29 protein-coding genes and 1 tRNA gene are annotated in these 25,543 nt (G+C 63.3%); 13 read left to right on the top strand and 17 right to left on the bottom strand.

What is annotated here, in order from left to right; all coding sequences use genetic code 11:
- Position 1: 1 nt before the first annotated feature.
- Positions 2 to 445 carry a cyclic nucleotide-binding domain-containing protein gene (locus M2427_RS26765; protein WP_280709856.1) on the top strand — a complete coding sequence of 148 codons (444 nt, stop codon included), beginning with the start codon at positions 2 to 4 and terminating at the stop codon, positions 443 to 445.
- Positions 446 to 589: 144 nt separating this feature from the next.
- On the opposite strand, the gene xth is transcribed toward M2427_RS26765, so the two are convergent.
- The 12 genes from xth to M2427_RS26705 all read right to left on the bottom strand — a co-directional run bounded on the left by xth (position 590) and on the right by M2427_RS26705 (position 12,328).
- A complete protein-coding gene (gene xth / locus M2427_RS26760; protein WP_280709854.1) occupies positions 590 to 1,405 on the bottom strand; it encodes an exodeoxyribonuclease III in 816 nt (271 codons plus the stop codon).
- 122 nt (positions 1,406 to 1,527) lie between these two features.
- On the bottom strand, positions 1,528 to 2,286 hold the full coding sequence (locus tag M2427_RS26755) for an outer membrane lipoprotein carrier protein LolA (RefSeq protein ID WP_280709925.1): 759 nt from the start codon (positions 2,284 to 2,286) through the stop codon (positions 1,528 to 1,530).
- A 152-nt stretch (positions 2,287 to 2,438) separates the two neighbouring features.
- The gene (locus tag M2427_RS26750; RefSeq protein WP_280709853.1) at positions 2,439 to 4,913 is read right to left on the bottom strand and encodes a DNA translocase FtsK; all 2,475 of its coding nucleotides are present in this window, start codon (positions 4,911 to 4,913) and stop codon (positions 2,439 to 2,441) included.
- Between the two features lie 9 nt (positions 4,914 to 4,922).
- Complete coding sequence (locus M2427_RS26745) at positions 4,923 to 6,137, bottom strand: aminotransferase class I/II-fold pyridoxal phosphate-dependent enzyme (protein ID WP_280709852.1); 1,215 nt, start codon at positions 6,135 to 6,137, stop codon at positions 4,923 to 4,925.
- A gap of 267 nt (positions 6,138 to 6,404) precedes the next feature.
- Positions 6,405 to 6,809 (bottom strand): GFA family protein, encoded by a 405-nt coding sequence (locus M2427_RS26740; RefSeq protein ID WP_280709850.1) that lies wholly within the window; start codon positions 6,807 to 6,809, stop codon positions 6,405 to 6,407.
- A gap of 220 nt (positions 6,810 to 7,029) precedes the next feature.
- Positions 7,030 to 8,478, bottom strand: a complete 1,449-nt coding sequence (locus M2427_RS26735; RefSeq protein WP_280709848.1) for an ammonium transporter — start codon at positions 8,476 to 8,478, stop codon at positions 7,030 to 7,032.
- Positions 8,479 to 8,516: 38 nt separating this feature from the next.
- Entirely contained in the window at positions 8,517 to 8,855 is a 339-nt protein-coding gene (locus tag M2427_RS26730) for a P-II family nitrogen regulator (protein WP_280709846.1), read from the bottom strand.
- Positions 8,856 to 9,248: 393 nt separating this feature from the next.
- Positions 9,249 to 9,851, bottom strand: a complete 603-nt coding sequence (locus tag M2427_RS26725; RefSeq protein ID WP_280709845.1) for an ATP-dependent Clp protease proteolytic subunit — start codon at positions 9,849 to 9,851, stop codon at positions 9,249 to 9,251.
- A gap of 42 nt (positions 9,852 to 9,893) precedes the next feature.
- The gene (locus M2427_RS26720; RefSeq protein WP_280709844.1) at positions 9,894 to 10,247 is read right to left on the bottom strand and encodes an SRPBCC domain-containing protein; all 354 of its coding nucleotides are present in this window, start codon (positions 10,245 to 10,247) and stop codon (positions 9,894 to 9,896) included.
- Positions 10,244 to 10,558, bottom strand: a complete 315-nt coding sequence (locus M2427_RS26715; RefSeq protein WP_280709843.1) for a metalloregulator ArsR/SmtB family transcription factor — start codon at positions 10,556 to 10,558, stop codon at positions 10,244 to 10,246. Before M2427_RS26715 ends, M2427_RS26720 begins: the two co-directional genes overlap by 4 nt.
- A 57-nt stretch (positions 10,559 to 10,615) precedes the next feature.
- Positions 10,616 to 11,917 carry an ammonium transporter gene (locus M2427_RS26710; RefSeq protein ID WP_280709841.1) on the bottom strand — a complete coding sequence of 434 codons (1,302 nt, stop codon included), beginning with the start codon at positions 11,915 to 11,917 and terminating at the stop codon, positions 10,616 to 10,618.
- A gap of 72 nt (positions 11,918 to 11,989) precedes the next feature.
- Entirely contained in the window at positions 11,990 to 12,328 is a 339-nt protein-coding gene (locus tag M2427_RS26705; RefSeq protein WP_280709840.1) for a P-II family nitrogen regulator, read from the bottom strand.
- A 245-nt stretch (positions 12,329 to 12,573) separates the two neighbouring features.
- Here M2427_RS26705 and M2427_RS26700 point away from each other — a divergent pair, with 245 nt between their 5' ends.
- Positions 12,574 to 13,458, top strand: coding sequence for a DUF4339 domain-containing protein (locus M2427_RS26700; RefSeq protein ID WP_280709839.1), 885 nt, complete (start codon positions 12,574 to 12,576; stop codon positions 13,456 to 13,458).
- A gap of 4 nt (positions 13,459 to 13,462) precedes the next feature.
- Here the strand turns inward: M2427_RS26700 and tesB are convergent, their stop codons facing one another.
- Positions 13,463 to 14,326: an acyl-CoA thioesterase II gene (gene tesB / locus M2427_RS26695; RefSeq protein ID WP_280709924.1), complete on the bottom strand. Its 864-nt coding sequence runs from the start codon at positions 14,324 to 14,326 to the stop codon at positions 13,463 to 13,465.
- Between the two features lie 221 nt (positions 14,327 to 14,547).
- Here tesB and M2427_RS26690 point away from each other — a divergent pair, with 221 nt between their 5' ends.
- Both M2427_RS26690 and M2427_RS26685 read left to right on the top strand, forming a co-directional pair.
- Positions 14,548 to 15,768 carry a ubiquinone biosynthesis hydroxylase gene (locus tag M2427_RS26690; protein WP_280709838.1) on the top strand — a complete coding sequence of 407 codons (1,221 nt, stop codon included), beginning with the start codon at positions 14,548 to 14,550 and terminating at the stop codon, positions 15,766 to 15,768.
- A gap of 91 nt (positions 15,769 to 15,859) precedes the next feature.
- Entirely contained in the window at positions 15,860 to 16,279 is a 420-nt protein-coding gene (locus M2427_RS26685) for a hypothetical protein (RefSeq protein WP_280709836.1), read from the top strand.
- Positions 16,280 to 16,338: 59 nt separating this feature from the next.
- Here the strand turns inward: M2427_RS26685 and M2427_RS26680 are convergent, their stop codons facing one another.
- Together M2427_RS26680 and M2427_RS26675 are read right to left on the bottom strand one after the other, a co-directional pair.
- On the bottom strand, positions 16,339 to 16,536 hold the full coding sequence (locus tag M2427_RS26680) for a Trm112 family protein (RefSeq protein ID WP_280709834.1): 198 nt from the start codon (positions 16,534 to 16,536) through the stop codon (positions 16,339 to 16,341).
- A gap of 56 nt (positions 16,537 to 16,592) precedes the next feature.
- Complete coding sequence (locus M2427_RS26675; protein WP_280709832.1) at positions 16,593 to 17,123, bottom strand: TetR/AcrR family transcriptional regulator; 531 nt, start codon at positions 17,121 to 17,123, stop codon at positions 16,593 to 16,595.
- Between the two features lie 105 nt (positions 17,124 to 17,228).
- On the opposite strand from M2427_RS26675, the gene M2427_RS26670 reads away from it, so the two are divergent.
- The 7 genes from M2427_RS26670 (at position 17,229) to M2427_RS26640 (ending at position 22,384) form a co-directional block, all read left to right on the top strand.
- Entirely contained in the window at positions 17,229 to 17,579 is a 351-nt protein-coding gene (locus tag M2427_RS26670; RefSeq protein ID WP_280709830.1) for a hypothetical protein, read from the top strand.
- A 214-nt stretch (positions 17,580 to 17,793) separates the two neighbouring features.
- Complete coding sequence (locus M2427_RS26665) at positions 17,794 to 18,072, top strand: PepSY domain-containing protein (RefSeq protein WP_102672956.1); 279 nt, start codon at positions 17,794 to 17,796, stop codon at positions 18,070 to 18,072.
- A gap of 26 nt (positions 18,073 to 18,098) precedes the next feature.
- Positions 18,099 to 18,686, top strand: coding sequence for a cytochrome b/b6 domain-containing protein (locus M2427_RS26660; RefSeq protein WP_280709826.1), 588 nt, complete (start codon positions 18,099 to 18,101; stop codon positions 18,684 to 18,686).
- Positions 18,687 to 18,932: 246 nt separating this feature from the next.
- Positions 18,933 to 20,519, top strand: a complete 1,587-nt coding sequence (locus M2427_RS26655) for a hypothetical protein (RefSeq protein WP_280709825.1) — start codon at positions 18,933 to 18,935, stop codon at positions 20,517 to 20,519.
- A gap of 63 nt (positions 20,520 to 20,582) precedes the next feature.
- Positions 20,583 to 21,053 (top strand): FMN-binding protein, encoded by a 471-nt coding sequence (locus tag M2427_RS26650; protein WP_280709824.1) that lies wholly within the window; start codon positions 20,583 to 20,585, stop codon positions 21,051 to 21,053.
- Complete coding sequence (locus M2427_RS26645; RefSeq protein WP_280709822.1) at positions 21,034 to 21,939, top strand: FAD:protein FMN transferase; 906 nt, start codon at positions 21,034 to 21,036, stop codon at positions 21,937 to 21,939. The genes M2427_RS26650 and M2427_RS26645 overlap by 20 nt, the downstream gene beginning before the upstream one ends.
- Positions 21,929 to 22,384, top strand: a complete 456-nt coding sequence (locus M2427_RS26640; RefSeq protein WP_280709820.1) for a hypothetical protein — start codon at positions 21,929 to 21,931, stop codon at positions 22,382 to 22,384. The genes M2427_RS26645 and M2427_RS26640 overlap by 11 nt, the downstream gene beginning before the upstream one ends.
- 50 nt (positions 22,385 to 22,434) lie before the next feature.
- Here M2427_RS26640 and M2427_RS26635 read toward each other — a convergent pair whose 3' ends face one another.
- Complete coding sequence (locus M2427_RS26635; RefSeq protein ID WP_280709818.1) at positions 22,435 to 23,112, bottom strand: LON peptidase substrate-binding domain-containing protein; 678 nt, start codon at positions 23,110 to 23,112, stop codon at positions 22,435 to 22,437.
- A gap of 75 nt (positions 23,113 to 23,187) precedes the next feature.
- A complete protein-coding gene (gene trxA / locus M2427_RS26630) occupies positions 23,188 to 24,108 on the bottom strand; it encodes a thioredoxin (RefSeq protein ID WP_280709816.1) in 921 nt (306 codons plus the stop codon).
- Between the two features lie 274 nt (positions 24,109 to 24,382).
- Between trxA and M2427_RS26625 the strand changes: the two genes are divergently transcribed.
- Positions 24,383 to 24,457 (top strand) — tRNA-Gly (locus tag M2427_RS26625).
- Between the two features lie 78 nt (positions 24,458 to 24,535).
- Complete coding sequence (locus M2427_RS26620) at positions 24,536 to 25,522, top strand: NAD(P)-dependent oxidoreductase (RefSeq protein WP_280709814.1); 987 nt, start codon at positions 24,536 to 24,538, stop codon at positions 25,520 to 25,522.
- Positions 25,523 to 25,543 lie beyond the last annotated feature (21 nt).

Raw genomic sequence — 25,543 nt, 5'->3', positions numbered from 1 at the left:
AATGTCAATCGACGACGACGTAGCGCTGCTTGAGCGTGTCCCGACACTGCGCCTGTTGGGAGACGCCTCGTTGCGCATGCTGGCGATCGGCTCCGAGCAACGCGACTTCGTCCGCGGCGACATCCTGTTCAATCTCGGTGACGATGCCGATGCCGGCTTCGTGGTCCAGCGCGGCGCTTTTCGCGTCGATGACGGCGCCGGCGCTGAGATGATCGCGGGGCCCGGCACGCTGATCGGCGAGCTCGCGCTGGTCGTGCCGATGAAACGGCCCTCCGGTGCAATCGCGCTGGAGCATTCTTCCGTCATCCGCGTCGCCCGCAGCCTGTTTCAGCGCGTGCTCGAAAGCGACCCCGCCGCGGCGGTCCGCCTCCGCGATGAATTCGCTATCCGCTCCAGCCAGATCGCCAGCGATATCCTGATGGCGGGTTCGAAGCTGAGCACGTAGCTCCCCACCCGTCATTCCGGGGCGTCGCGAAGCGACGAACCCGGAATCCATCGAGCGTCAGCGATGGTGGATGAATGGATTCTCAGGTGCGCAATTGCGCACCATAGCTCGCGCTGCGCGCGCCCCGGAATGACGAGTGGAGGGCTAAACCTCCAGCGTCACCGTGACCGGCACATGGTCCGACGGCCGCTCCCAGCTCCGTGCATCGCGCAAAATCTTGAAATCCTGGACCGCGTCCTTCAGCGCGCGCGAGACCCAGATGTGGTCGAGCCGTCGGCCGCGGTCACCGACGGTCCAGTCGGCGGAGCGGTAGCTCCACCAGGTGTAGACTTTTTCCGACACCGCAATGCGGTCGCGCGCGACGTCGACCCATTCGCCGGCCTCGAGCGCAGCCTTCAGCTTCTCGGTTTCTACCGGCGTGTGCGAGACGACTTTCAGAAGCTGCTTGTGCGACCACACGTCGTTCTCGTGCGGCGCGACGTTGAGGTCGCCGACCAGGATGTGCCTGTCATCACCGCGTGGATGCAGCGGCTCGCAGGCTTTCATCTCGTCGAGGAAGCGCAGCTTGTGGTCGAACTTTTCGTTCAGCGCGGGATCGGGAATGTCGCCGCCGGCGGGCACGTAGAAATTATGCAGCACCAGCGGTTTTGCGATGTTGGCCTTGCCGCCGAACGACACCGAGATATGGCGTGAGTCCACCTTGTCGCAGAAGGTGCGGATGTCGGTGGACTCGAACGGAATCCTCGAGACGATGGCGACGCCGTGATAGCCCTTCTGCCCGTTCAGCGCGACGTGCTCGTAGCCGAGCCGCTTGAAGCGCTTCAGCGGAAACGCGTCGTCGATGCACTTGGTCTCCTGCAGGCACAGTACGTCCGGCCGCGCGCTCTTGAGAAATTTCGCGACCAGGTCGATGCGCAGCCGCACCGAGTTGATGTTCCAGGTTGTCAGGGAAAGACGCATGGGAGTTGCGTCTTAGCAAGCTCTCGTAGGGTGGGCAAAGGCGCAATGCGCCGTGCCCACCGTCTTTTCTGGCTTGAAATGGTGGGCACGCTTCGCTTTGCCCACCCTACGGCAGAAGGGCGCTACCCCGGCGACGGCACGCTGTAATTGGTGAAGTCGATCTTGAACATGTTGGGATCGAGCTTCTTGCTCGCATCGAGATTATAGACAGCGAATGTGGTGTCGTATCCCTGCGGATCGGTCACGGTCCATTGCTTCAATTGGCCGTCCTTGGCGCCGATCATCAGCAACAGGCGGCTGGTGCCGACCAGCGCCTGCTTCTCCTCGATGGTGACGCTGATGAAGAGATCGTCCGCAGTGACGCTGACGACGTTGGTGTCCTTCATCAGGTCGATGCGGTCGGATAGCAGGAAGCGCAGCGGCGTCTGCGACAGCGGATAGACGTCCTGTGTCGCGAGCTTGCGGTCGCGCACGACGACCGACGATCCGTCGGCGATGATGTCGATCGGGCTCGGCGGATCATATTCGACGCGCATCTTGCCGGGCTTCTGGATGTAGAAATCGCCCTGCGTCTTGCTGCCGTCGGGGCCGACCTGGACGAAATTTCCAACCAGGGTCGACAGCGAGGACAGGTAGGCGCTGACCTTGGCCGCCTGCGCCTTCTGCTTGTCGTCGAAGGTCTGGAAGATGCTGCTCGGCACGTTGCGGCGCGGATCTGGAATGACCGGATTCGGCGGCGCCTGCGTTGCGCCCGTGACCGCCGGTCCGCCCGACGGCGGAGCAGCGTCGCGCGCCTTCGGTGCCGGCTTCGGCACGGGCACGGTCTGCGCAACGGACGATGCGGTCACCATCGCGGCGGTGACGAGCAGCACGCCGGCCACGCGCGCACCATGCGCGGCAATGGAGGCAGCGAATCGATTGTCCGGATGTTGGGTCAACGCGTCGTCCTGTGTGGCTGGGCGTCGTTTTAGCGTGATTTTGGGCAAAAGCAGATAACGTTTTTGCGTGAAATGGGACTTTGAGGCGGGGTGCCTCACATATGACTGTCTTCTTCCTCGACCAGAATCTCGCGCTTGCCGGCGTGATTTGCGGGTCCGACAATGCCTTCCAGTTCCATGCGCTCCATCAGCGACGCGGCGCGGTTATAGCCGATTTGCAGCCGGCGCTGGATGTAGCTGGTCGAGGCCTTGCGATCGCGTTTGACGATCGCAACGGCCTGCTGGAACAGGTCGCCGCCGCCGTCCGCGCCCATGCCGCTGGCGTCGAACACGGCACCGCCGTCCTCGTCCTCGGTCGGTTCTTCCGCCGTGACCGCTTCGAGATATTCCGGCTGGCCCTGCGTCTTGAGGTGGCGCACCACCTTCTCGACTTCCTCGTCCGAGGCAAACGGTCCGTGCACGCGGCTGATGCGGCCGCCGCCGGCCATGTAGAGCATGTCGCCCTGGCCGAGCAGCTGTTCGGCGCCCATCTCGCCCAGAATCGTGCGGCTGTCGATCTTCGAGGTGACCTGGAAGGCGATGCGGGTCGGGAAGTTCGCCTTGATGGTGCCGGTGATGACGTCCACCGACGGACGCTGCGTTGCCAGGATCACATGCAGGCCTGCGGCGCGCGCCATCTGCGCGAGGCGCTGCACCGCGCCTTCGATGTCCTTGCCGGCGACCATCATCAGGTCGGCCATTTCGTCGACGATGATGACGATATAGGGCAGCGGATCGAGCGAGAGCTTCTCTTCCTCGTAGATCGCCTTGCCGGTTTCCTTGTCGAAGCCGGTGTGCACCGTGCGCGTAGGCTCTTCGCCCTTGGCCTTCAGCTCGAGCAGGCGCGTGTTGTAGCCGTCGATGTTGCGCACACCGAGCTTGGCCATGTTCTTGTAGCGCTCTTCCATCTCGCGCACCGCCCATTTCAACGCGACCACCGCCTTCTTCGGATCGGTCACGACGGGCGTGAGCAGATGGGGAATGCCGTCATAGACGGAGAGTTCGAGCATCTTCGGATCGACCATGATCAGCCGGCACTGATCCGGGCGCAGGCGGTACACCAGGCTGAGGATCATGGTGTTGATCGCGACCGACTTGCCGGAGCCGGTGGTACCGGCGATCAGCATGTGCGGCGTGCGCGCGAGATCGATAATGACGGGGTCGCCGCCGATGGTCTTGCCGAGGCAGAGCGGCAGTTTTGCCACTGTGTCGGTGGCTTCCTTCGCAACGAGCAGTTCACGCAGATAGACTTTTTCGCGATGCGCGTTCGGCAGCTCGATGCCGATGGCATTGCGGCCGGGAACGACCGCGACGCGCGCCGACAGCGCGCTCATCGAGCGGGCGATGTCGTCGGCGAGGCCGATCACGCGCGACGACTTGATGCCGGGTGCGGGCTCGAGTTCGTACAGCGTGACGACGGGACCGGGATTGGCCTTCACGATCTCGCCGCGCACGCCGAAATCCTGCAGCACGCCTTCGAGCGCGCGCGAATTGGCATCGAGCTCGGCCTTGCTGAGCGGCTGACGATCGCCGGCCTTCGGCGCGGCCAGCATGGAGACGGAGGGAAGATCGAACTTGTCGCCCTTCTTGGACGCCACCTTCGGCGCGGCCTTCTTGCGCGATGCGCGCGCGGGCGCCTCTTCCTCTTCTTCCTCCTCCTCGTCTGCTTCCTGTTCGTGCTCGTCGTCCTCGTCTTCGGACTGCGGTGAGATCGAGGGGGCAGCGCGGCGGGCACCGAGCGTGGGCTCCTGCCGGCTGAACGAAACGGCCTTGGCCTTCGGCCCGCTGGAGACCAGCGAGCGATAGGCCGTGCCGACCAGCCAGATCAGCCGCGCCTTGGTGCTCATCAGCGCGTGGAACAGCCAGCCCAGCGACACCGAACCACGATCGCTCTCCTCGTCGTCATCAAGCGGCTTGTCGTCGTCCTCGATCTCGGAGAGTTCTTCGTCATGCTCGCGCGCGCCGAGGCCGCAGGCGATCAGGAAGGTTGGGGCCAGGGCCGCGAACAGGATGGCGGCGAGCACCATGCGATAGATCGCGCCCGGTGGCCCGAAAATCACCGCGGGCGCGCGCACCAGCGCATCGCCAACCACGCCGCCGAGCCCGGTCGGCAGCGGCCAGGCGCCGCCATGCGGCCAGCAGCTGACGAAGCCCGCCGCGATCACCGTGCAGAGAATCCAGGAGCCGAGCCGCAGCGCCTCGCGATCGAACGGGCGATGGGTCATCATCCGCCAGCCCCACACCGCGACGGTGAGGATCAGCATGATCGCACCGAGCCCGAGGATCTGCATGGCGAGGTCGGCGCCGATGGCGCCGGCATAGCCGAGAATATTGTGGATCGGCCGTGAGGTCGCGTGACTGAGGCTCGGGTCCTGCACCGACCAGGTCATCAGCGCGGCGGACGCGACGCCCGAGAGCGTGACGAGGCCAAAGCCGGTCAGCTCGCGCAAGCGTCGGCTCAGCGCTTCGCGGATCGAGGGCGGCAGATGGCCGACCAGGGGAATCACACGTTCGATTGCCGACATGCTCATGGGCCCCACCTAACCCAGAGTTTCGACCAACCGGTGCAGCGCTTGCGCCGTGGTCTCACTGTCCTGCACCAGCGCCAGGCGGATATAGCCGGCACCGGGATTGAAGCCGTCGGGCTGAAGCCGCGCCAGATAGGAGCCCGGCACCACACGCACGCCGGCTTCCTTGAAAAGCCTGAGAGTCACGGAGACGTCGTCACCGATCTCGGATGTATTGAGCCAGACGCAGAAACCGGCGTCGGGCCGGCGATAGCCGTAACGATTGCCGATGATCTGGTCGGCGAGATCGAACTTGATCCGGTAGAGCCTGCGGTTCTCCTCGACATGCGCCTCGTCGCCATAGGCAACGGTCGCGACATGCTGGAGCGGCACCGGCACTTGCGGCGCCGCGATGTTGCGCAGCTCCAGGAACTTGCCGATGAACGTCTTGTCGCCGGCAGCGAAGCCGACGCGCAAGCCCGGCAGGTTCGAGCGCTTCGACAGCGACTGGAACGCGGCCACGCGGGTGAAATCGGCACCGGCGCATTCGAGTGCGCTGCCCGGCGCCTCGCGGGTGTAGATCTCCGAATAGCACTCGTCGCTGAGGATCATGAAATTGTAGCGATCGGCGAGGCTTTTCAGGCGCGTGAAATAATCGCGCGAAGCGACCGAGCCCTGCGGGTTGGCGGGCGAGGCCAGATAGAACGCCACGGTGCGCGCCAGCGTGGCCTCGTCGATGGCGTCGAGATCGGGCAGGAAGCCGTTGTCGACGGTGGTCGGCAGATAGACCGGTTCGCAGGCCGCAGCACCTGCGCCCGCGCCATAGACCGGGTAAAACGGGTTCGGCATCAGGATGGCGGGCTTGCCGGGCTTCGGCCCGACATAGCGCGCGGCTGCGATCGCCGCGAGGAACAGCCCTTCGCGGCTGCCATTGAGCACGAGAAGTTCGGTCTTGGGGTCGAGCGCGCGCGGCAGCTTGAACCGCGACGACAGCCAAGCGCTCGCAGCGTTGCGGAACGGCTCCATGCCCTGGTTCATCGGGTAGCGGCCGAAATCGGCGATGTGTTTGGCCAGCACCGGACCGACGAAGTCAGGCACCGGATGCTGCGGCTCGCCGACCGCGAGCGAAATCAAGGGCTTGCCGGGCTGATGCGGCGCCAGCAGCTCGTTCAGCCGGACAAAGGGCGAGCGTTCGTTGTTGGAGTTTGCACTGGCCTGCGGCGCACGGGTTGAAGCGGTCATGACCATTCTGGGCGCCAGTACTCTTCGAACGGCCGGTCGCGCGCTGCGCGCCGGCAGGAAAGCGGTTCAGTTCACCATAGATAGGGCGAGGTTAAGACGCGATTAACCATCGGCGGGCCGGCCCGTCCAGAGCCGGAAAAATAGGGCCGGATAACAATGGGATGGCGGGGTGAAGTCGAATTTGGTTCGGCCGACAGCAGCGCTCTCTCCGTTCCCTCCCCCACAAGGGGGAGGGAATGCACCTCCGTCGGGGCGCTAGTCGAGCCTCATCCCCTAATACGCCGGCAGCTTCTCGAACGTCGTCATGCCTGCGGGGATCGCGTGGAACTCCTGCTTGTCGCAGGTGTAGATCGCCATCTGCGGCTTGAATTGTTCCGGTTCGTCCAGCGTGCCGACCTTGACCACGACGGCGGGCAGGCCGGGTATTTTCGTGACGAGATGCGTGCCGCATTCAGCGCAGAACTCGCGCGTCACCGCGCGTTCGAGATCCTTGCGCGCGAACTGCCTGGGTTGTCCGGTGATGTAGGTGAAGCCGTCCGACGGCATGGCGATGAAGGTGTTGGGCGCGCCGCCCGAGATGTACTGGCACTCGCGGCAGTGACATTGGCCCTGCATCATCGGATCGCCTTCGGCCACGTAGCGCACCTCACCGCAATAGCATCCGCCTTCCAAACGCATGACGACCTCCCATGTTGTTGTTCGTTGTGGTCGATATTTCTGCGCCGGCCATCTGGAATGGCAATCTCTTTCTTCCAGGCTAGTCAAAAAGAATCCCGCCAAAAAGAAAGGGGCTCCAACTTGCGCTGGAGCCCCTCAACGGTCAGGGCATTGCCGGGTATGTGCCCAAACCGTAGTTGTGGACGCGATCCCGAGGAGAGATCGCGCCCGGGAGGAGAGGTTACATGTTGTAGGCGCGCTCGGTGTGCTCGGTGATGTCGAGGCCTTCACGTTCGGTCTCGACATTGGCGCGAAGGCCAACGATCACATCGACGATCTTGTAGAGGATCGCCGAACCGATGCCCGACCACACCAGCGTGGTGCATACGGCTTCGACCTGCGAGATCATCTGCGCAGCGAAGTCGTAATCGGCAACCTTGGGCGGGATCGCGGTGTAGTCGATGATGCCGGCGCCACCGAGAGCCGGGTTCACCAGGATGCCGGTGCCGAGGGCGCCGACGATGCCGCCGATGCAGTGCACGCCGAACACGTCGAGCGAGTCATCGTAGCCGAGCGCGTTCTTCACGACGGTGCAGAAGAACAGGCAGACCACGCCGACCACGAGACCGAGGACGATCGCACCCATCACGCCGGAGAAGCCGGCGGCAGGCGTGACGGCCACGAGGCCCGCGACAGCGCCGGAGATGACGCCGAGCACCGACGGATGACCCTTCACGATCCACTCCGCGAACATCCACGACAGCGCGGCGGCTGCGGTGGCGACGAAGGAGTTGGTCATGGCGAGGGCTGCGCCGCCGTTGGCTTCGAGGTTGGAGCCGGCGTTGAAGCCGAACCAGCCGACCCAGAGCAGCGAGGCGCCGATCATCGACATGGTCAGCGAGTGCGGAGCCATCAGCTCCTTGCCGTAACCGACGCGCTTGCCGATCAGGAGAGCGCCGACGAGGCCTGCGATGCCCGCGTTGATGTGCACCACGGTGCCGCCAGCGAAGTCGATCGCGCCCTTCTTGAAGATCCAGCCGGCATCGGCGTTGATCTCGTCGAGCTTGGCCTGAGCCGCGGTCTTCGCCGCCGCATCACCCGCAGCAGCCAGAGCCTTGGCAGCGTCCTGGATCGCGTCCGGGCCGGGCCAGTACCAGACCATGTGCGCGATCGGGAAGTAGATCAGCGTGACCCAGAGCGGGATGAAGAGGGCGATGGCCGCGAACTTCATGCGCTCGGCGAAGGCGCCGACGATGAGGGCGGGTGTGATCGCCGCGAAGGTCATCTGGAAGCACACATAGACGAGCTCCGAGATGTTGGCGTCGACCGAGAAGGTTGCGGCCTTCGAGTCGGTGGTGACGCCCATCATGAAGGCCTTGGAGAAGCCGCCGATGAAGTCGGAACCGCCGGTGAAGGCGAGGCTGTAGCCGTACACGGCCCAGATCACGGTGACGACGCAGACGGTGTAGAACACCTGCATCAGGACCGAGAGCATGTTCTTGGAACGAACGAGGCCGCCGTAGAACAGCGCAAGACCCGGGATCGTCATCAACAGCACGAGGACTGTCGATGTCAGCATCCAGGCGTTATCCCCCTTGTTGACCGTTGGCTCGGCGTAGGCTGCGGTCGCAGCGAACAGGCCGACTGCGAGAGCCGCCAGTCCCGCGCCATAGGGACGCTTAAACGTCATTTCATTTACTCCTGATTGGATTTTGGTTGAGCGCGAAATCAAAGGGCCGCGGCGTCGGCCTCGCCGGTGCGGATGCGAACCGCATGGTCGAGGCTGATGACGAAGATCTTGCCGTCGCCGATCTGTCCGGTTTTCGCAGCCGACGTGATGGCGTCGATGGTCTTGTCGACCTGCTCGGAGGCGACAGCGACTTCGATCTTGATCTTGGGCAGGAAGCTCACGGCATATTCGGCGCCGCGATAGATTTCCGTATGGCCCTTCTGACGGCCATATCCCTTGACTTCCGTCACCGTGAGACCGTGAACGCCAATGGCGGTCAGGGCGTCACGGACTTCTTCCAGCTTGAATGGCTTGATAATCGCCATAACAATTTTCATGGGTCCTATCCCCGCTTGGGCCCGGTCCGGACGTGGCCGGGCGTTTCTCGACTGGTTCGCCACGAGGGAGAAGTTTCACTACGCGGGCACAGCCACGCCCCCTAGAATCAAATGCCGTGCCAGATCGGGCGGCTTGCCTAACGGACTATGAAAGCGGGTGTTTTCGCGTTCAGCTTGTATCGCGCTGCAGTGCGCTATTACGTCGCGCTCAAAACGTGACCATAGCTGATTAAAATGCAGGCAGGACAGGCTGCCGACACAATGTTGCTCATGTGTCGGGCAGTCAAAAGGTATTTTGCTACAGGAAATGCTCGCTCAACGCCGCCGCTACGCTGCAAAATACCGGGTGCGCCCGCGGCGTGCTTACAGGATGGTCGCAACCGGGGGAGACGATCAGGCGGCGTCGCGCTCCACGAACACCCGGTCGATCAGGCCCCATTCGACCCCTTGCTGCGCGGTCATGAAGTGGTCGCGGTCGAGCGTCCGTTCGACCTCCTCCTCGGTGCGCCCGCAATGCTTGGCATAGAGCCTGATAATGCGCCGCTTGGTTTCCTGCATCTCGTTGGCATGGATCAGGATGTCGGAGGCCTGGCCCTGGAAGCCGCCGAGCGGCTGGTGGACGTGAAGGCTGGCATTCGGCAGGGCCGCGCGGTGACCGGGTTCGCCGGCCATCAGCAGGAACGAGCCCATCGAGCGCGCGGTGCCCATGCACAGCGTGTGCACCGGCGCCTTGATGAATTGCATGGTGTCGTACATCGCAAGGCCCGAGGTGACCACGCCGCCATAGGAGTTGATGTAGAGATTGATCGGCCGGTTCGGGTTCTCCGCCTCCAGAAACAAGAGCTGCGCGCAGACGAGGCCCGACATCGCGTCGTTGACTTCGCCGTTGAGGAAGATGATGCGCTCGCGCAGGAGGCGTGAGTAGATGTCGAAGGATCGCTCGCCGCGGGCGGATTGTTCGACGACCACAGGGACGAGCTGAAGCATGTCGCGCATCGGCGACCTCCATGTCTTTAAGGTGATGAAGTCTGTTTGCTGCTAAGCCGCCAGCATCAGGCAGCAGTTGGTATTAGCCGGCTGCGGCAGCTTCGTTCTGACATCGCAGGCTTGCTGGATGATGCGAAAGCGCGTGCCGCCCGACACGTTCGGCTCGATCTTGAAGATGACCTGGCTTTCGCGAAATGGCGGTTCGGAATCGCGCATCCGGTAGCGGACTTCTTCGCCGGGAATCGATGTTTCAGGCTCGGCACTCGCGAGGTCGAAATCCGGCAGCCAGCGCTCGCGCAATTCCGGAATGGTCACAGCGCGCCAGACCTTTGCCGGCGGCGCGTCGAATTCATATTCGAGCACGAGAGCTTCGTCGGGACGATCGGGCTTCACTGCGTCGCTCATTGATCCATATCCTTCAGGAGGTCAGCGAGTGCGTCCATGCGCTTCGGCCAATAGGCGCGGTAGCGCGCAAGCCAGGCCCCGATGGCGACGATTCCATCGGGATCGACTTCGTAATTCACAAAGCGGCCCTGCCGCTGCTCGCGCACGAGCCCTGCCGCGCGCAGCACCGCAAGATGCTGCGACATTGCGGGTTGGCTGATCTCCAAACCGTCGCGCAAGGCGCTCGCGTTCAGGCTGCCGCCGGCGAGCTTCTCAAAGACCTTGCGGCGGGTCGGGTCGGCCAGCGCCTTGAAGATGTCGGCTTCGATCATGGCAACACATAAGCATTTACTTATGTGTTGCGCAAGCCCTTCCTGACAAGCCTCCAATTACTGAAGCGCCTCGCCATGCTGCGAGATGTCGAGCCCCTCGAGCTCGTGCTCACGCGAGACGCGCAACGGCACGAACAGGCCGACCAGCTTGAGCAGGATGTAGCTGATGCCCGCCGACCAGACGAAGGTGACAGCGACGCCGTAGAGCTGGATCAGCAGCTGCTGCGGATGACCCTCGAGCAGGCCCGCGGTGCCGCCGATGGCGCTGGTCGCGAACACGCCGGCGAGCAGCGTGCCGGTCAATCCGCCGATGCCGTGGACGCCGAACACGTCGAGCGAATCGTCATAGTTGAAGCGGTGCTTCAGCCAGGTGCAGGCCCAGTAGCAGATGGCGCCGGCGGCAATGCCGATGACGATGCCGTGCCATGGCGCGACGAAGCCGGAAGCCGGCGTGATGGTGCCGAGGCCCGCGACCGCGCCCGAGATCATGCCGAGCACGGACGGCTTGCGCCGCGTCGACCATTCGATCGCGCCCCAGGTCAGCGCACCAGAGCAGGCCGCCAGATGCGTCGCGATGATCGCCAGCACCGCGCGCGAATTGGCTGCACCCGCCGAGCCGCCGTTGAAGCCGAACCAGCCGACCCACAACAGGCCGGTGCCCATCACCGCGAGCGACAGATCGAACGGCGAGAGATTTTCGGTGCCGTAGCCATGACGGCGCCCCATCACCTTCGCCGCGACGAGGCCGCCGGTGCCGGCCGACAGATGCACGACGAGGCCGCCGGCAAAATCCAGCACGCCCATGCTGTTGAGGAAGCCGCCGCCCCACACCCAATGCGCCAGCGGGATGTAGACGAAGATGAACCAGGCGACCGAGAACAGGAGATAGGCGGAGAACCGCATCCGGTCCGCGACCGAGCCGGCGACCAGCGCCACCGTGATGATCGCGAACGTCATCTGGTAGAGCATGAACAGTGCCTCCGGGATCGTCTTCGCCGCCGGATTGACGCTGTCCATGGTCATGCCGGCGAGGAACCAGCGGTCGAGCGAACCGATCCACGGGCCATCACCGACGAAGCAGAGCGAATAGCCGAACGCGACCCAGAGGATGGAGATGATCGTCACCGCGGCAAGGCTCTGCGCCATGGTTGCGAGCACGTTCTTCTTTCGCACCATGCCGGAATAGAACAGCGCCAGGCCTGGGATCGTCATCATCAGCACCAGCGCGGTGGCGACGATCATCCAGGCGGTGTCGGCGGTGTTGATCTCGCTAGCCGCGGCGCGCGCCGGTGCCGCCATGACCAAAGCACATCCGATCGGCGCAGCCATAGCGGCTACGCGGCGCAACAGTCCCGCCATGTTATTTCCCCCGGCAGTGTGATGGCGTCGCACGTTACGGCGTCATTGCCGGTGCGATCGACGAAGTCGAAATTAGAGAGCGTCGCTGTCGGTTTCGCCGGTGCGGATCCGCACCGCGTTATCGATCGGCGTGACGAAGATCTTGCCGTCGCCGATCTGCCCGGTGCGGGCGGTCGCGGTGATCACGCCCACCGCTTTTTCGGCGACGTCGGAGGCCACCGCGATCTCGATCCGCAGCTTGGGCAGGAAGTTCACGACATATTCCGCGCCGCGATAGATCTCAGTGTGACCTTTCTGGCGGCCGTAGCCCTTCACCTCGGTCACGGTCATGCCGTGGACGCCGATCGCCGTCAGGGCCTGGCGGACCTCATCGAGCTTGAAGGGTTTGATGATCGCGACGACGAGTTTCATGATTCAGCCTGCTCCCCGGGGATGCGCCCGCCGTGTGTCCCCGGCGCTGCGTCAATCTGGCATCTTTCCGGGCAAATGGCACAAAAAACTTGCAGATTGAAGCGGAAAAACATTTGGCCACGGGCGGTCATGTGAATGGCCGCCTCTGTACAGGGCAACCGTTCATCCTTCACAATGCATTTTTGGCATGGATGCGGTGAACCCGCGCCGGCCGGGCGGTACATAAGTATTTTGGGGGAGGCGTCATGGCGAGTTGGTTCTATGCATCCGAGGGCAAGCAGCAGGGGCCCTATCCGGACGGGCAATTCCGCGACCTGATCGCGCAGGGCGTGGTGCGCGCGGATACGCTGGTGTGGTCCGAGGGCATGGCCGGCTGGCAAAAGGCCGCCGAAATTCCAGGTCTGATCTCGGGCGGGCCGCCGATCATTCCCGCCGGGGGCCCGCCGATGATGGGCGGCGGTAGCTATACCGGTGCCGGTAGCGCCGCCGGCGGATCGCTGTCGATCGATTTCGGAATCTGGGACTTCACCTGGCGTACGCTGGTGACGACGATAGTCTCGTGCCTGGTCATTCCGGTGCCGTGGATGGTTGTTTGGTACACGAAGTGGCTGGTGTCCTGCGTTCGTGTGCCCGGACGACCAAACCTCAGCTTCGAGGGCAACGCGATGACCATCGTGCCCTGGTTTTTTGGCACCATCGTGCTCTTCGCCATAGCGGCGTACACGGGCAGTCAGTTGATCAACCTGGTGGCGACTCTGGCTTACATCGCCATCTACTGGCTCTTCGTGAAATGGTTTGTCGCAAACCTTGCGTCAAACGGTCAACCGCTCGGGCTGAGCTTCTCCGGCACCCCATGGGCCTATGCCGGTTGGATGCTCCTGTTCTTCGTTTCCATCATCACCATCATCGGCTGGGCATGGGTCTATGTGGCCTGGATCCGATGGTTCTGCCGCAACATCCAGGGCACGCGGCGTGAGGTCACCTTCGTTGGCACCGGTCTGGAGTTTCTGTGGCGCGCGATCGTGATCGCGATCGCCAGCTCCTTTATCATCCCGATTCCGTGGATGTATCGCTGGAAGATGCGTTGGTTGGCGTCACAGACGGTGCTCTCGCCGCGCGGCTCGCTCTGAACGATCAGCTCCTCCGCTCGCGCACGGAACCTTCCTGTGCGACGGAGGCGACAAGCGTGCCATCAGGCTTGAAGATCGAGCCGCGGGTCAGGCCGCGGCCGCCTTGCGCGCTCGGCGAATCCTGCGCGTAGAGCAGCCATTCGTCGGCGCGGAATGGGCGGTGAAACCACATCGCGTGGTCGAGGCTCGCCGGCATCATGCGCTTGTCGAACAGTGTGCGGCCATAACGCGCCATGATGGCGTCGAGCAGCGAGAAGTCCGAGGCGTAGGCCAGCGCGCACATGTGCAGCGCCGGATCGTCCGGCAACGTCGCCGCCGTCTTGATCCAGACGTGGATGCGGCCGTCCTCGATTTTCTCGCCGAAGTAACGGCTGAGCTCGACCGGGCGCAGCTCGATCGGCCGATCGGATTCGTAGTAGCGGCGGATGAACTCAGGCATCTCGCGGAACATCGGCTGCTTCGCCACTTCCTCCGCCGTGAGTTTTTCCGGTGGCGGCACGTCAGGCATCTTGTCCTGATGATCGAACGCGCTCTCTTCCTCGGCGTGGAACGACACCATGATCGAGAAGATCGCGTTACCGTGCTGAATGGCCGTGACGCGGCGGGTCGAATAGCTCTTGCCGTCGCGCAGGCGCTCGACCTGATAGATGATCGGGATCTGCGGATCGCCCGGCAGGATGAAATAGCAATGCAGCGAATGCGGCAGCCGTCCCTCGACGGTGCGGCACGCCGCCACCATCGCCTGGCCGATCACCTGCCCGCCGAACACCCGCTGCCAGCTCGTCTTCGGGCTGTTGCCGCGGAACAAATTCACCTCGAGCTGCTCGAGGTCGAGGATCGAAATCAGGTCGATCAGGCTCTTGGACATGCTGGTGCTTTCGATGGATCTCGTCATTCCGGGGCATCGCGATAGCGATGAACCCGGAATCTCGAGCTGATAACCTCTGGATTCCGGGCTCGCGACTTTGTCGCGCCCCGGAATGACACGCTGAGCTCATTCCGCCCTTGTTTCACCGCACTGTTTCGCCCACCTCAAGTCTGCTAGCAAGACCAAGAATTGGCCGGGAATTTTGGCAGGATAATCTGGGTATGTCGGTACAGGGTCACATTGTCATTGGCGGCGGCGCGTTCGCGGGCCTTGCGCTCGCGCTGGCGCTGCGCCAGGGGCTCGGCCCCGAGATTCCCGTCATCGTCGCCGATCCCGCGCTTAGCTCACGGCCGAGCCGCGATCCCCGCGCGACCGCGATCGTCGCCGCCTGCCGCCGCCTGTTCGAGGCGCTCGGCGTCTGGGACGACGTCAAGGCCGAGGCGCAGCCGATCCTCGACATGGTCGTCACTGACTCCAAGCTCGAGGACGCCACGCGTCCGACGTTCCTGAATTTCGCCGGCGACGTCGCGCCGGGCGAGCCCTTCGCGCACATGATCGAGAACCGCCGCCTGATCGATGCGCTGGTCGTCCGCGCCGAAGCTGAAGGCATCGATCTGCGCGCCACCACCGTGTCGTCTTACGACGCGCGCGCCGAGGGCATCGACGTGACGCTCGGCGATGGCAGCGTCATCGCGGCGAGCCTGCTGGTCGCCGCTGACGGTGCGAAGTCGAAGCTGCGCGAGCGCGCCGGCATTGCCACCCACGGCTGGGAATATGATCAATCCGGCATCGTTGTCACCGTGGGCCACGAGCGCGATCACGAAGGCCGCGCCGAGGAGCACTTTTTGCCCGCGGGTCCGTTTGCGATTTTGCCGCTCACTGGCAAGCGATCCTCGCTGGTGTGGACCGAGCGCCGCAGCGAGGCTGCGCGCATCATCGCGCTCAGCGACGAAGAGTTTCACAGCGAGCTCGAGCAGCGTTTTGGCCTGCATCTCGGCGAGGTGAAGGCACTCGACAAGCCGCGCGCGTTTCCGTTGTCCTATTTCGTCGCGCGCTCCTTCGTCGCCGAGCGCCTTGCGCTGGTCGGCGATTCCGCTCACGTCATTCATCCGATCGCGGGGCAAGGCCTCAACATGGGGCTGAAGGATGTCGCTGCGCTAGCCGAGGTCGTGGTCGATGCCGCCAGGCTCGGCATGGATCTCGGCGGCGCCGACGTGCTCGAGCGCTACCAGCGCTGGCGCCGCTTCGACACCATGGCGATGGGCGTTGCCACCAACTCGCTGAACTTCCTGTTCTCGAACGAGTCGGCCTTGCTTCGCACAGTGCGCGACATCGGCCTCGGCATCGTCGATCGTACCCCGCCGCTGAAGAACCTCTTCATCCGCCAGGCGGCGGGTCTGACGGGCGAGATTCCGCGGTTGTTGAAGGGCGAGGCGTTGTAATCGCAGCAGAGGCCCAGTGACTAGGACCATACGTCGGCTATTAGCCGCTTCGTTTTTGGTGTTTCTGCAGGTCACGAAAGTCGCGGCCCAAATGATGGCGCCAGAACCGTTCGAGATGCCCGTTCCAGAAAAATGGCGCGCGCCCCTCGCGCGATTCTTAAGTGACTTGGACGTCACCGACGCTGCATCGACGGTCGAAGCGAGCAAGGCGACACCACACCTGGATCCCACTAGCGTTCTCGAAAGGATGATTTTTCGAGTGATGCACAAGAAGACGTGCTCTCCTGATCAGGATGTGTGCCTGACGATCATAGCGCACATCGAGAAGGACGAACTTGTCTCCGATGCAATGTTTTATGCTGGCGGTAAAATAAACCGTGGAGACGTCATACTCCAGACCATGGGTATGCGATCAGTGCCAACTTTCTTTTATAGCCGGCATCAGACAGTCGGCGTCATAATTACCGTGAAGGGGCTTCTGGTTAGCAGTTGGCCGGCCGAACCGAAATGAACGCCAATCTGCAATCCGGATCCGGCCTTCACTCTCGCTCCATCCGGGCTGCGAAAATCTCAATCGATCTTTCTTGCCTCTTCCGGCAGCATGATCGGGATGCCGTCACGGATCGGATAAGCAAGCTTGGCGCTGCGCGAGATCAGCTCTTGCTTGGCAGCGTCGAATTCCAGCTGGCCCTTGGTCAGCGGACAGACCAGGATCTCCAGTAATTTCGGATCGACGCTGTTTTCGGAACGTTCAGTCGGCGTGTTCATAGGGGTCTCCGGCATTCGCTTGCCTCTAACATAGAAATCTGCGGTCGCCCATCACCTCAACCCGAGACCATCTGCTGGATCTCGTCGAGCAGGCCCTGCAGCCGCGCGGCCGGTATAGGCGCCGCCGACAGCGCAAAACCGAGAAACGTCCAGTACAGGATCTGCGCGCGCGCCTGCGCCGTTGCGGCGTCGAGCCCCCGCTTCTCCAGCAATGCCTCGATATAATCGAGCCTGCGGCGGTCGATGGCGCGGACGGCGGCCTGGGCCGTCGGATCGAACGCCGCCCAGTTGCGCACTGCGCGTTCCAGGTCGAGCCGGGCACCGAAGGTCCGGCGCAACAGTGCCTTCAGCGGCTCGTCGCCGTCGGCCTCGACACCGGCGATGATCTCCTCCGCCGCGATCTCGCGCCAGCGTTTCAGCACGGCGGCGTGGAACGTGCCGAGGTCAGCAAAATGCCAGTAAAAGCTGCCGCGCGAGACGCCCATCGTCCTGGCCAGCGGATCGGCCTTCAGCGCGGTGAATCCGCTTCTGGTGAGCGCCTTGATGCCCTGGCTGATCCAGTCGTCGGCGGAGAGTTGTTCGGTCATGTCCGGTCCCGAAATCCGACCATACACTAGTGTATTGACAGGCGGCGCGCCAGCTTCTATCACACCATACATCGCTGTATGGAAAAGATTCAGGGAGCCTTGTTGATGCGTGATCTCCTGCTCCAATGCGCTGGCGTCCTCGCCATCGTCGTGGCACTCATTCACGGCATTCTCGGCGAGACCAAGGTCTTTCCCCGTGCTACGATCGAGCCACCGCGGCTCCGCACCCTGATCCGCCTGGTCTGGCAGGCCTCGACCGTCGCCTGGATCGGCTGCGGCGTGCTTCTGATCGCGACGCCCTGGATGGATTCGGCGCTGGCGCGCCGCTGGATCGTCATCACCATGATCTGCGTGTTCGGTTTCTCCGCCTGCGCCAACGCCTGGGCGACGCGCGGTCGGCATTTTGGCTGGATGGCGCTCAGCGTGGTGGTCGTGATGGCGGTGGTCGGTTACTGAGCGTGGCCGGACAAGATGTGCCGTCGAACCGGTGAGGCTTAAGGCCGCAGCGCGCGGCAAAATACGCATTGCACGCGGAGCGCGCTGATCTTTTGGCGCCGGCTGGAATATCTCTAAGAGGCGGCGGATCCGAGCCGCAATTGACTTCGCCCTCCCCTTCGCTTCCTTCGGTCGCGCTTCGCGCAGGATCTTGCGCACAGAGGAGGAGATATCAGTGAGAGTCATCCGTGTTCTTGCCATCGCACTGACCGTCGGGATCGGCATGGAATCGACGGCGATGGCCGACGGCTTCAAGGATTGCACCAAGCTCGACAAGGCGTCTTGGAAGCCGGCCACCGAGGCCGAAGCCAAGGCGAAAGCGTTGGGTTACGAAGTGCGCCGTTCCAAGATCGAAGGCTCGTGCTACGAGGTCTACGGCGTCAAGGAAGGCAAGCTCTACGAGCTGTTCTACAGCCCCGAAGATCTCAGCCTGAAGCACACGATCGCCAAGTAAGGCCAAGGTCCGAAGGTGGTCGCGACTTGATTGAAGAAGCGGTGCCAGACATGCGCGGGGTGTCCGACAGACGCCCCGCCGATCGCACGGTAGCGGTCTGGGACCTGCCGTTGCGTCTTTGGCACTGGACCCTCGCGACATGCGTCCTGGTCGCGTGGTTCACGCCCACTGTGCAAGACCGCATTCACCGCATCGTCGGCTATTCGGTCATCGGGCTTCTCGTCTTCCGCTTGATCTGGGGCGGTCTGGGAAGCCGCTATTCGCGCTTTCGCATGACCGGCGTCAGGCTTCGCGCAGCGCCGGGCTATCTCTGGAATCTACGACGCGGCATGACCGGCCGCTATATCGGGCTCAATCCCGCCGGCACGTTGATGCTGGTGGCGCTCATGTTGGCGCTCGCCGTCTCGGCGATCACGGGCGCCCTGTCGGTGACAGTCACGTTCTTCGGCGTCTGGTGGATCGAGGACACGCACGCCGTCGCATCGGATGCGGTCATGATCCTGATCGTGCTGCACGTGGCGGGCGTGGTGCTGATGAGCGTGCTTCAGCGCGAGAACCTGATCCGCGCCATGATCACCGGCCGCAAACGTATCCGCGCGCCCTTCCGGGATTGAGCGCCGCGGGCTGCTTCGTCTCCTTCGCCTGCGAGCGAGCTTTGATTTATTCTAATTCTAATATCGAGCGATTCTAATTTCGATTCGGATCGTTTCTGACTGTTTCTGCTTCCCAAGAGCTGCCCTGCCTGATTTTCCTGCGGCCGGATGTCGCAACATTTGGGGGCACGCGTGTCACGGCAGATTTCCACTGGTCGGTTTGCATTTCTGTTCGAAAGCCGTCGATGCCCCAGCCGGTCGGCTTTATTGGCGGCCACAGCGATCTCGATCCTGACTTCCGGTGGTGCTTTTGCAGCCGACGGTGACGCGAACGCGGCGTTGCTGAAGAAGCTGGAGAAGATGGAGCAGCGCATCCAGCAGCTCGAATCCGAGCTCAAGCAGAAGCAGGACCGACCTGCGGCAGATGCTGACGCTAAGCGGGCGGGCAAAACGGCATCGCTGACGAGCGCGAATGCGGCCGCGTCCTCCACTGATACCAAGTCCTCCACTGATACGAAGAGCGCGGCAGCCAAGCCCGAGGATCGAAAGCCGGAAGCCCAACCGTCCGACAAATCGACCAAGCCGAAGTCGAAAGACTTCATGGCATTGCCGCCGCTACCCTCGGCGTCGGACAAGCCGATCCTCGGTGTTGCGGATTCTCCCGTCCCCGGTCTCAGCCTCGGGGCCTATGGCGAGATCAAGTTCGGCGCCATGCAAAATCCTGCCGCCGCCGGTCAGTGGCAGAAGGGATTTGACGCGGCCAGGTTCGTTCTGCTGCCCACCTATGCGATCACTCCGAACATCATCTTCAATGCGGAAATCGAGTTTGAGCACGCGGGTGCGGGTTTCGACAACGACGACAAGCTGCACGGCACGGCCGAAATCGAGCAGGTCTGGATCGATTTCAAGATCATGGATCAGTTCAACTGGCGGTCGCCGGGCGTCGATCTCGTCCCGATCGGCTACATCAACCAGCATCACGAGCCGACGCAATTCTTCAGCGTCGGCCGGCCCGAGCTTTACAACGGCCTGATCCCGTCGACCTGGAAGGTCCCGTCGAGCAGCGTCTACGGAACCATCACCGAGGACGTCAAATACCAGGTAATGGTCAGCACCAGCAACGAGGATTTCGGCGACTCCTTCGACAACCGCACCGGCGCCAAGACCGTCCCTCTTCCAGGCACGCCGTATGCCGCAGGTATCGATGGCGTCAATGCGCTCGGGTTTTCGAGACCCCCGCTCGGCGACTTCCAGCAGCTCAACAATGCGGTCGCGGTGTCCGGCCGGCTCGACTTCACGCCGACCTTCTTGCCGGGCTTTGCAGCAAGCGTCAGCGCCTATTTCTCGCCGAACACGACGCCGCGCGGTGCGCATGATGATCTCGGCAACTTCCTCGGCAAGTCGAGCCTCACGTTGTTCGACGCCGAGTTCCGTTACCGGGTGCCGGACACGGGTCTCGAGCTTCGCGGTGAATATGTCCGCGCCGACTTCGGACATCCGGAGAATCTGCGCGCCAACAACGACTCCGATCCCACCAACAATGTCGGCAAGTCGATGTACGGCTATTCCGGCGAGATTGCCTACCATGTTCCGCTCGGCACGATTCTCAACAGCGAGTGGGAGGCTGTGCCGTTCTACCGCTACACCTATCAGAACCTTCAGACGGCTGGCTTCGCCGGCACCGATGCAGATCTGCCAACCGGTCAGGGTCAGCGGCAGTACCACACGGCCGGCTTCGCGGTGTATCCATCCCCGAAACTCGTGCTCAAGGCGACCTATCAGCGCGTGATTGACAAGAGCGCCACCGGCGCACTCTCGGATTCGTTCCTCGGCGGCGTCGGGTTCTTCTTCTGATACCGACAGGGTTGCTTTGGACGATTTTGCAAGATTGATGACAGGACCAGGAGCTAGGTGACCATGACTTGGGTTCGATACACCCTGCCGGCGGCGGCCATCGCGGCCGCCACCTCTCCGGCCTACGCCGTTCGGTATCTGTCGATCGAGGAGGCCCAGAAAGAGGCATTCCCGTCGGCGACGCAATTTTCCGAGGTTCAGGCGGGCCGGGTGTGGAAAGCGGAAGCCGGCGGCAAGGTCGTCGGCTTCTTCGTGTTTGACCGGGTCGTCGGCAAACACCTCTTCATCGATTACGCGGTCGCCCTGACGCCGGCAGGGGCCGTGCAAAAGGTCGAGATCCTGGAGTATCGGGAATCCTATGGCGGCGAAATCAGGGGCGCGAGCTGGCTGGCGCAGTTCGTTGGCAAGACCAGCGGGAGTGCGTTGAAGATCAACGGCGACATCAAGAATATCTCGGGCGCGACCTTGTCGTCGACCCATGTCACCGAAGGCGTGAAAAGAATATTGGCAGCCTATGGCAATCGCCTCCGATAGCATTCGTCGCGCCAGGCCGCTTCTCGGCACCTTCGTCGAGATCGAGGTTTCCGGCGCTTCCGGAGACCACGCGGAAAGCGCCATCGACGCAGCATTCGATGCTGTCGCCGAGGTTCATCGGCTGATGAGCTTTCATGAGCGGGATAGCGATGTCAGCCGGCTCAACCGGGAAGCCGGCGTTGGTCCCGTGAGGGTTCATGCCTGGACGTTCCAGGTTCTCGAAATGTCAGTCGCGTTGCATCGACAGTCTGGCGGCCGTTTCGATGTCACGATTGCCCCCGCATTGCAGGCCATGGGGTTGCTGCCCCGACTGAAGCCGTCGGCGGCGCCGACGGCGGCGGTTGCCGATGCGATCACGTTGCTTCCCGACCTGAAGGTCTGCTTTCAATCGGCTGATGTGACGATCGACCTTGGCGGAATTGCCAAGGGATTTGCTGTCGACCGGGCGGTGGACACACTGCGCCACTTCGGCATGGCGAGTGGAATGGTGAATGCGGGTGGCGATCTCAGGGCATTCGGGGTGGAGGCGCGCACGGTTCACGTCCGTGATCCACGCGATCCCGGCCGACCGATCTGCCGCATCGATGTCGCAAGCGAAGCGCTGGCCTCGACAGCGCGCCGCATTGACCCGATCGATGGCCCCGTATCGGCTGGCTCCGCGGTGATTGATCCGACGACGCAGAGGCCGGCAGGCGCGATCAATGGTGTCACGGTTCGCGCGCCATCCTGCATGGTTGCAGATGCCCTGACGAAGGTCGTCATGCTCTCCGGGAGCGATGCCGGTCAACTGCTCACGCATTACGAGGCGAGCGCCCTGATGATCTCGGCCGACCACGACATTCACATCACCTCCGACTGGCATCACGCGGTGCATCTTGCGGCTTAAATCATCGTTTCGCTATTCGCTCTACGCGGCGTTTGCCGTCCTGTCTCTCACGGGCGCCGGCTGGCTGGTGGCGGACTGGCAGAAGGACGTCGCCGGCGACGAGATCTGGCAGATGACGGCCGCCAACATGCTGATGATCCATGGCGGCGTCGCGATGCTGTCGCTGCTGTTGGTGGGAGCCCTCATTCCCCTGCACCTGCTGCGATCATGGCGCAGGGGCAGGAATCGCGTCTCGGGATCCATCATGGCGGCGTTCAACGCCGTGTTGATCGTCACGGCTTTCGGGCTCTATTACCTCGGATCGGAAATGGTCAGGCCTTGGATGAGCTGGATCCATCTTGGCGCCGGCTTTGCCCTGGCCGCGATGTTTCCGTTTCACATCTGGCTGGGACGGCGGGATCGCGCTCGCGAAGAACTGAGGCCAAGATCTGAGATCAAGAGCTGAGATCAAGAGCTGAGACCAAGAGCTGAAGCTGAGAGCAGGACCGACGCCCCTCACTGCAACGGCGGGTCGCCGCTGGTGCGTTTCTTGGCGAGGTCCATCTCGGTGACCGCGATCAGGATCTCGGCCCGGGTCTTCAGGTCTGGTGCTTCCAGCATCGCCTGCTTCTCGGCCGGGCCATAGGGCGACATCATCGCCAGCGCGTTGACCAGCGCCTCGTTGGGCGCGCTCTCGACGCCCTCCCAGTCGACCTTGAGATTGTTGGCCTTCAGGAAATCTGCCAGCGCCACCAGCAGTGCCGCGCGATTGACCTGATCCTCGCCCAGGCGCGCCTTGAAATCGTCGGTGAAGGTGAAGAAATCGACCTTGCACTGCCGGTAGGCGGTGAGCACGTCGAGCTCCTCGAGCACCCTGAAGCGCGCGACGCCTGTCAGTTCGAGGAGGTAGCGCCCGTCGCCGGATTCGGCGAGCTGGGTGATGCGGCCGACACAACCGACGCGGAACAGCGCCGGCCTGTCGGAATTTTTCGGCGAATGCGCCACGTCAGGCTGGATCATGCCGATCAAGCGATGGCCATCGCGGAAGCTGTCGTCGACCATCGCGAGATAGCGCGGCTCGAAAATGTTGAGCGGCATCTGGCCGCGCGGCAACAGCAGCGCGCCCGGCAGCGGAAACACCGGAATGATCTCCGGAAGGTCGGCGGGGCCGCGATATTCGATGTTAATCGGCATCTGATGCCCACTGTCGGCAATGAAGTATCGTTCGAAACGTCACCCCTGGCGCGTCGGATCACCGGCGCACGCCGCTCACGAGAACAGGATGGTCGACAGCCGCTTGCGTCCCTCGACGGTTGCCTCGTCGGCGCCGCCCCAGGCCTCGAAGAACTGCACCAGCTGCTTGCGGGCGCCGTCGTCGTTCCATTTGCGGTCGCGCTTGACGATCGCGAGCAGCTGCTCGGTCGCGGCCGCCCGGTTGCCTTGCGCGTTCAGCGCGGTGGCGAGGTCGAACCGCGCCTGATGATCGAGCGGGTTTGCGGCGACTTTCTGCTCCAGCTCCGCGACGGGCCCGAGCTGTTCGGCCTGTTCGGCGAGGTCGATTGCGGTCTGCACGGCCTTCACGGCCGGGTCGTTGCGCTTGGATTCCGGCACCATGGCCAGCGTCTGCTTGGCCTGCTCCATCGCGCCTGACGTGGCGTAGCATTTGGCGAGGCCGGCCAGCGCTGCGATATTGGTTGAATCGTACTGCAGCACTTCGGCATAGATCTGCGCGGCCGCAGCAGCGTCGCCCTCGGCGAGGACGGCCTCGGCCTCCTGCAGGATCTCGGCGATGTTGGGCTCGCCCGGCGCGGTGACGCCCTTGGTCACCTTTTCGATGAAGGCGTTGACTTGGCTCTCCGGCACCGCGCCCATGAAGCCGTCGGCCGGCTGGCCGTTGACGAAGGCGATCACGGCGGGGATCGACTGGATGCCCATCTGGCCGGGGATCGCCGGATGCTGGTCGATGTTCATCTTGACCAGCTTGACCTTGCCCTTGGCCGCCTTGACCGCCTTTTCCAGCACGGGGGTCAGCTGCTTGCATGGGCCGCACCACTCCGCCCAGAAGTCGATCAGCACCGGCTGGCGCTTCGATTCCTCGATGACGTCCTTCACGAAGGTCTGGGTGGTGGTGTCCTTGATCAGATCGGCCGCAGCCGGGTTCGCTCCGTTACCCTGGTCGATGATCGTCACGGGATCCCCTCGTCTGATGTCTGGAATGGCGGGTCTTTAGCACGTCGCCATCACATATGCTTCGGTCCAGGCGCTAAAATTGGGCCGGGACGGCCGAATTTCAATCCGTCCGAGCCGATTCGCTGGTTTCGGGCCATTTTCGATCGATTTGGCCGCTTCGGGGCTCATATTGGGGCTCCGAAAGCGAGATGATGCTGCCGGTAGCTGTTGCATTCGCCTCCCGCTTTTGGCATACGACAGCCGTTGCCGGCGCGTCACGCGACCGACACAGGATGCGGGTGTAGCTCAGTGGTAGAGCACGACCTTGCCAAGGTCGGGGTCGAGGGTTCGAGCCCCTTCGCCCGCTCCAATTTTTCCCAGCGCATCCAGCCAAACCGGGTCAGGCCGTGGTTTTCCGCGCGCCGCTGGTGGCTGGCGTGGGCCTGACATGACAATTCTCGTCACCGGTAGCGCCGGCCATCTCGGGGAGGCCATTCTCCGCACGTTCCGGCGTCGCGGGTCGCCCGCGCGCGGGATCGACCTCAAGCCGTCGCCCTTCACCGACGCGGTCGGCTCAATAGTCGATCCCGGCTTCGTCCGGGCGCAGATGGATGGCGTCACCGCAATCATCCACACGGCGACGCTGCACAAGCCGCACGTGGGGACCCACAGCAAGCAGGCCTTCGTCGACACCAACGTCACCGGGACGCTCAACCTGCTCGAGGCGGCCGTCGCGGCCGGCGTGACGAGCTTCGTCTTCACCAGCACCACCAGCGCGTTCGGCTCGCAGCTCAGGCCTGAGGCCGGGCAGGCGGCGGTGTGGGTCACCGAGGAGCTACCATCGGTACCGAAGAACATCTACGGCACCACAAAGCTGATGGCGGAGAATCTGTGTGAGCTGTTCTTTCGCGAGCGCGGCTTGCCGGTCGTGATCTTGCGGACCTCGCGGTTCTTTCCGGAGGACGACGACGATGCCGCGATGCGGTCGGCTTACGCGCTGGACAACGCCCAGGCCAACGAGCTGCTCTATCGGCGGCTGGATATAGCTGATGCGGTGAGTGCCCATCTGCTCGCCGTCGAGCGCGCGCCCGGGCTCGGTTTCGGCCGCTACATCGTCTCGGCGACCAGCCCGTTCGGGCAGCACCACCTCGCCGCGCTCGCTCGTGATGCGGCCAGCGTCGTGCGCGAGCTCTATCCGGATTGCGCGCAGCTTTATGCCGCGCGCGGCTGGCGGCTGTTCCCCGAGATCGACCGCGTCTATGTCAACGCGCGCGCCCGGCACGAGCTCGGATGGCATCCGGAATTCGATTTCGCCCATGTGCTGCGCAACCTGCGCGCTGGCTCCGATTTTCGCAGCGCCCTGGCGCGCGAGGTCGGATCGAAAGGCTACCACGACACGTCGTTTGACGACGGTCCGTATCCCGTCGCCAATTAGTCGCCGCTTTTGTCAAATCGC

This window comes from Bradyrhizobium sp. BR13661 (genome assembly GCF_029892425.1).
In the GTDB taxonomy this organism is placed as follows: Bacteria; Pseudomonadota; Alphaproteobacteria; order Rhizobiales; family Xanthobacteraceae; genus Bradyrhizobium.
Note: the sequence above shows the minus strand (reverse complement) of the source record. Positions and strands in the feature narration are given on the sequence as shown.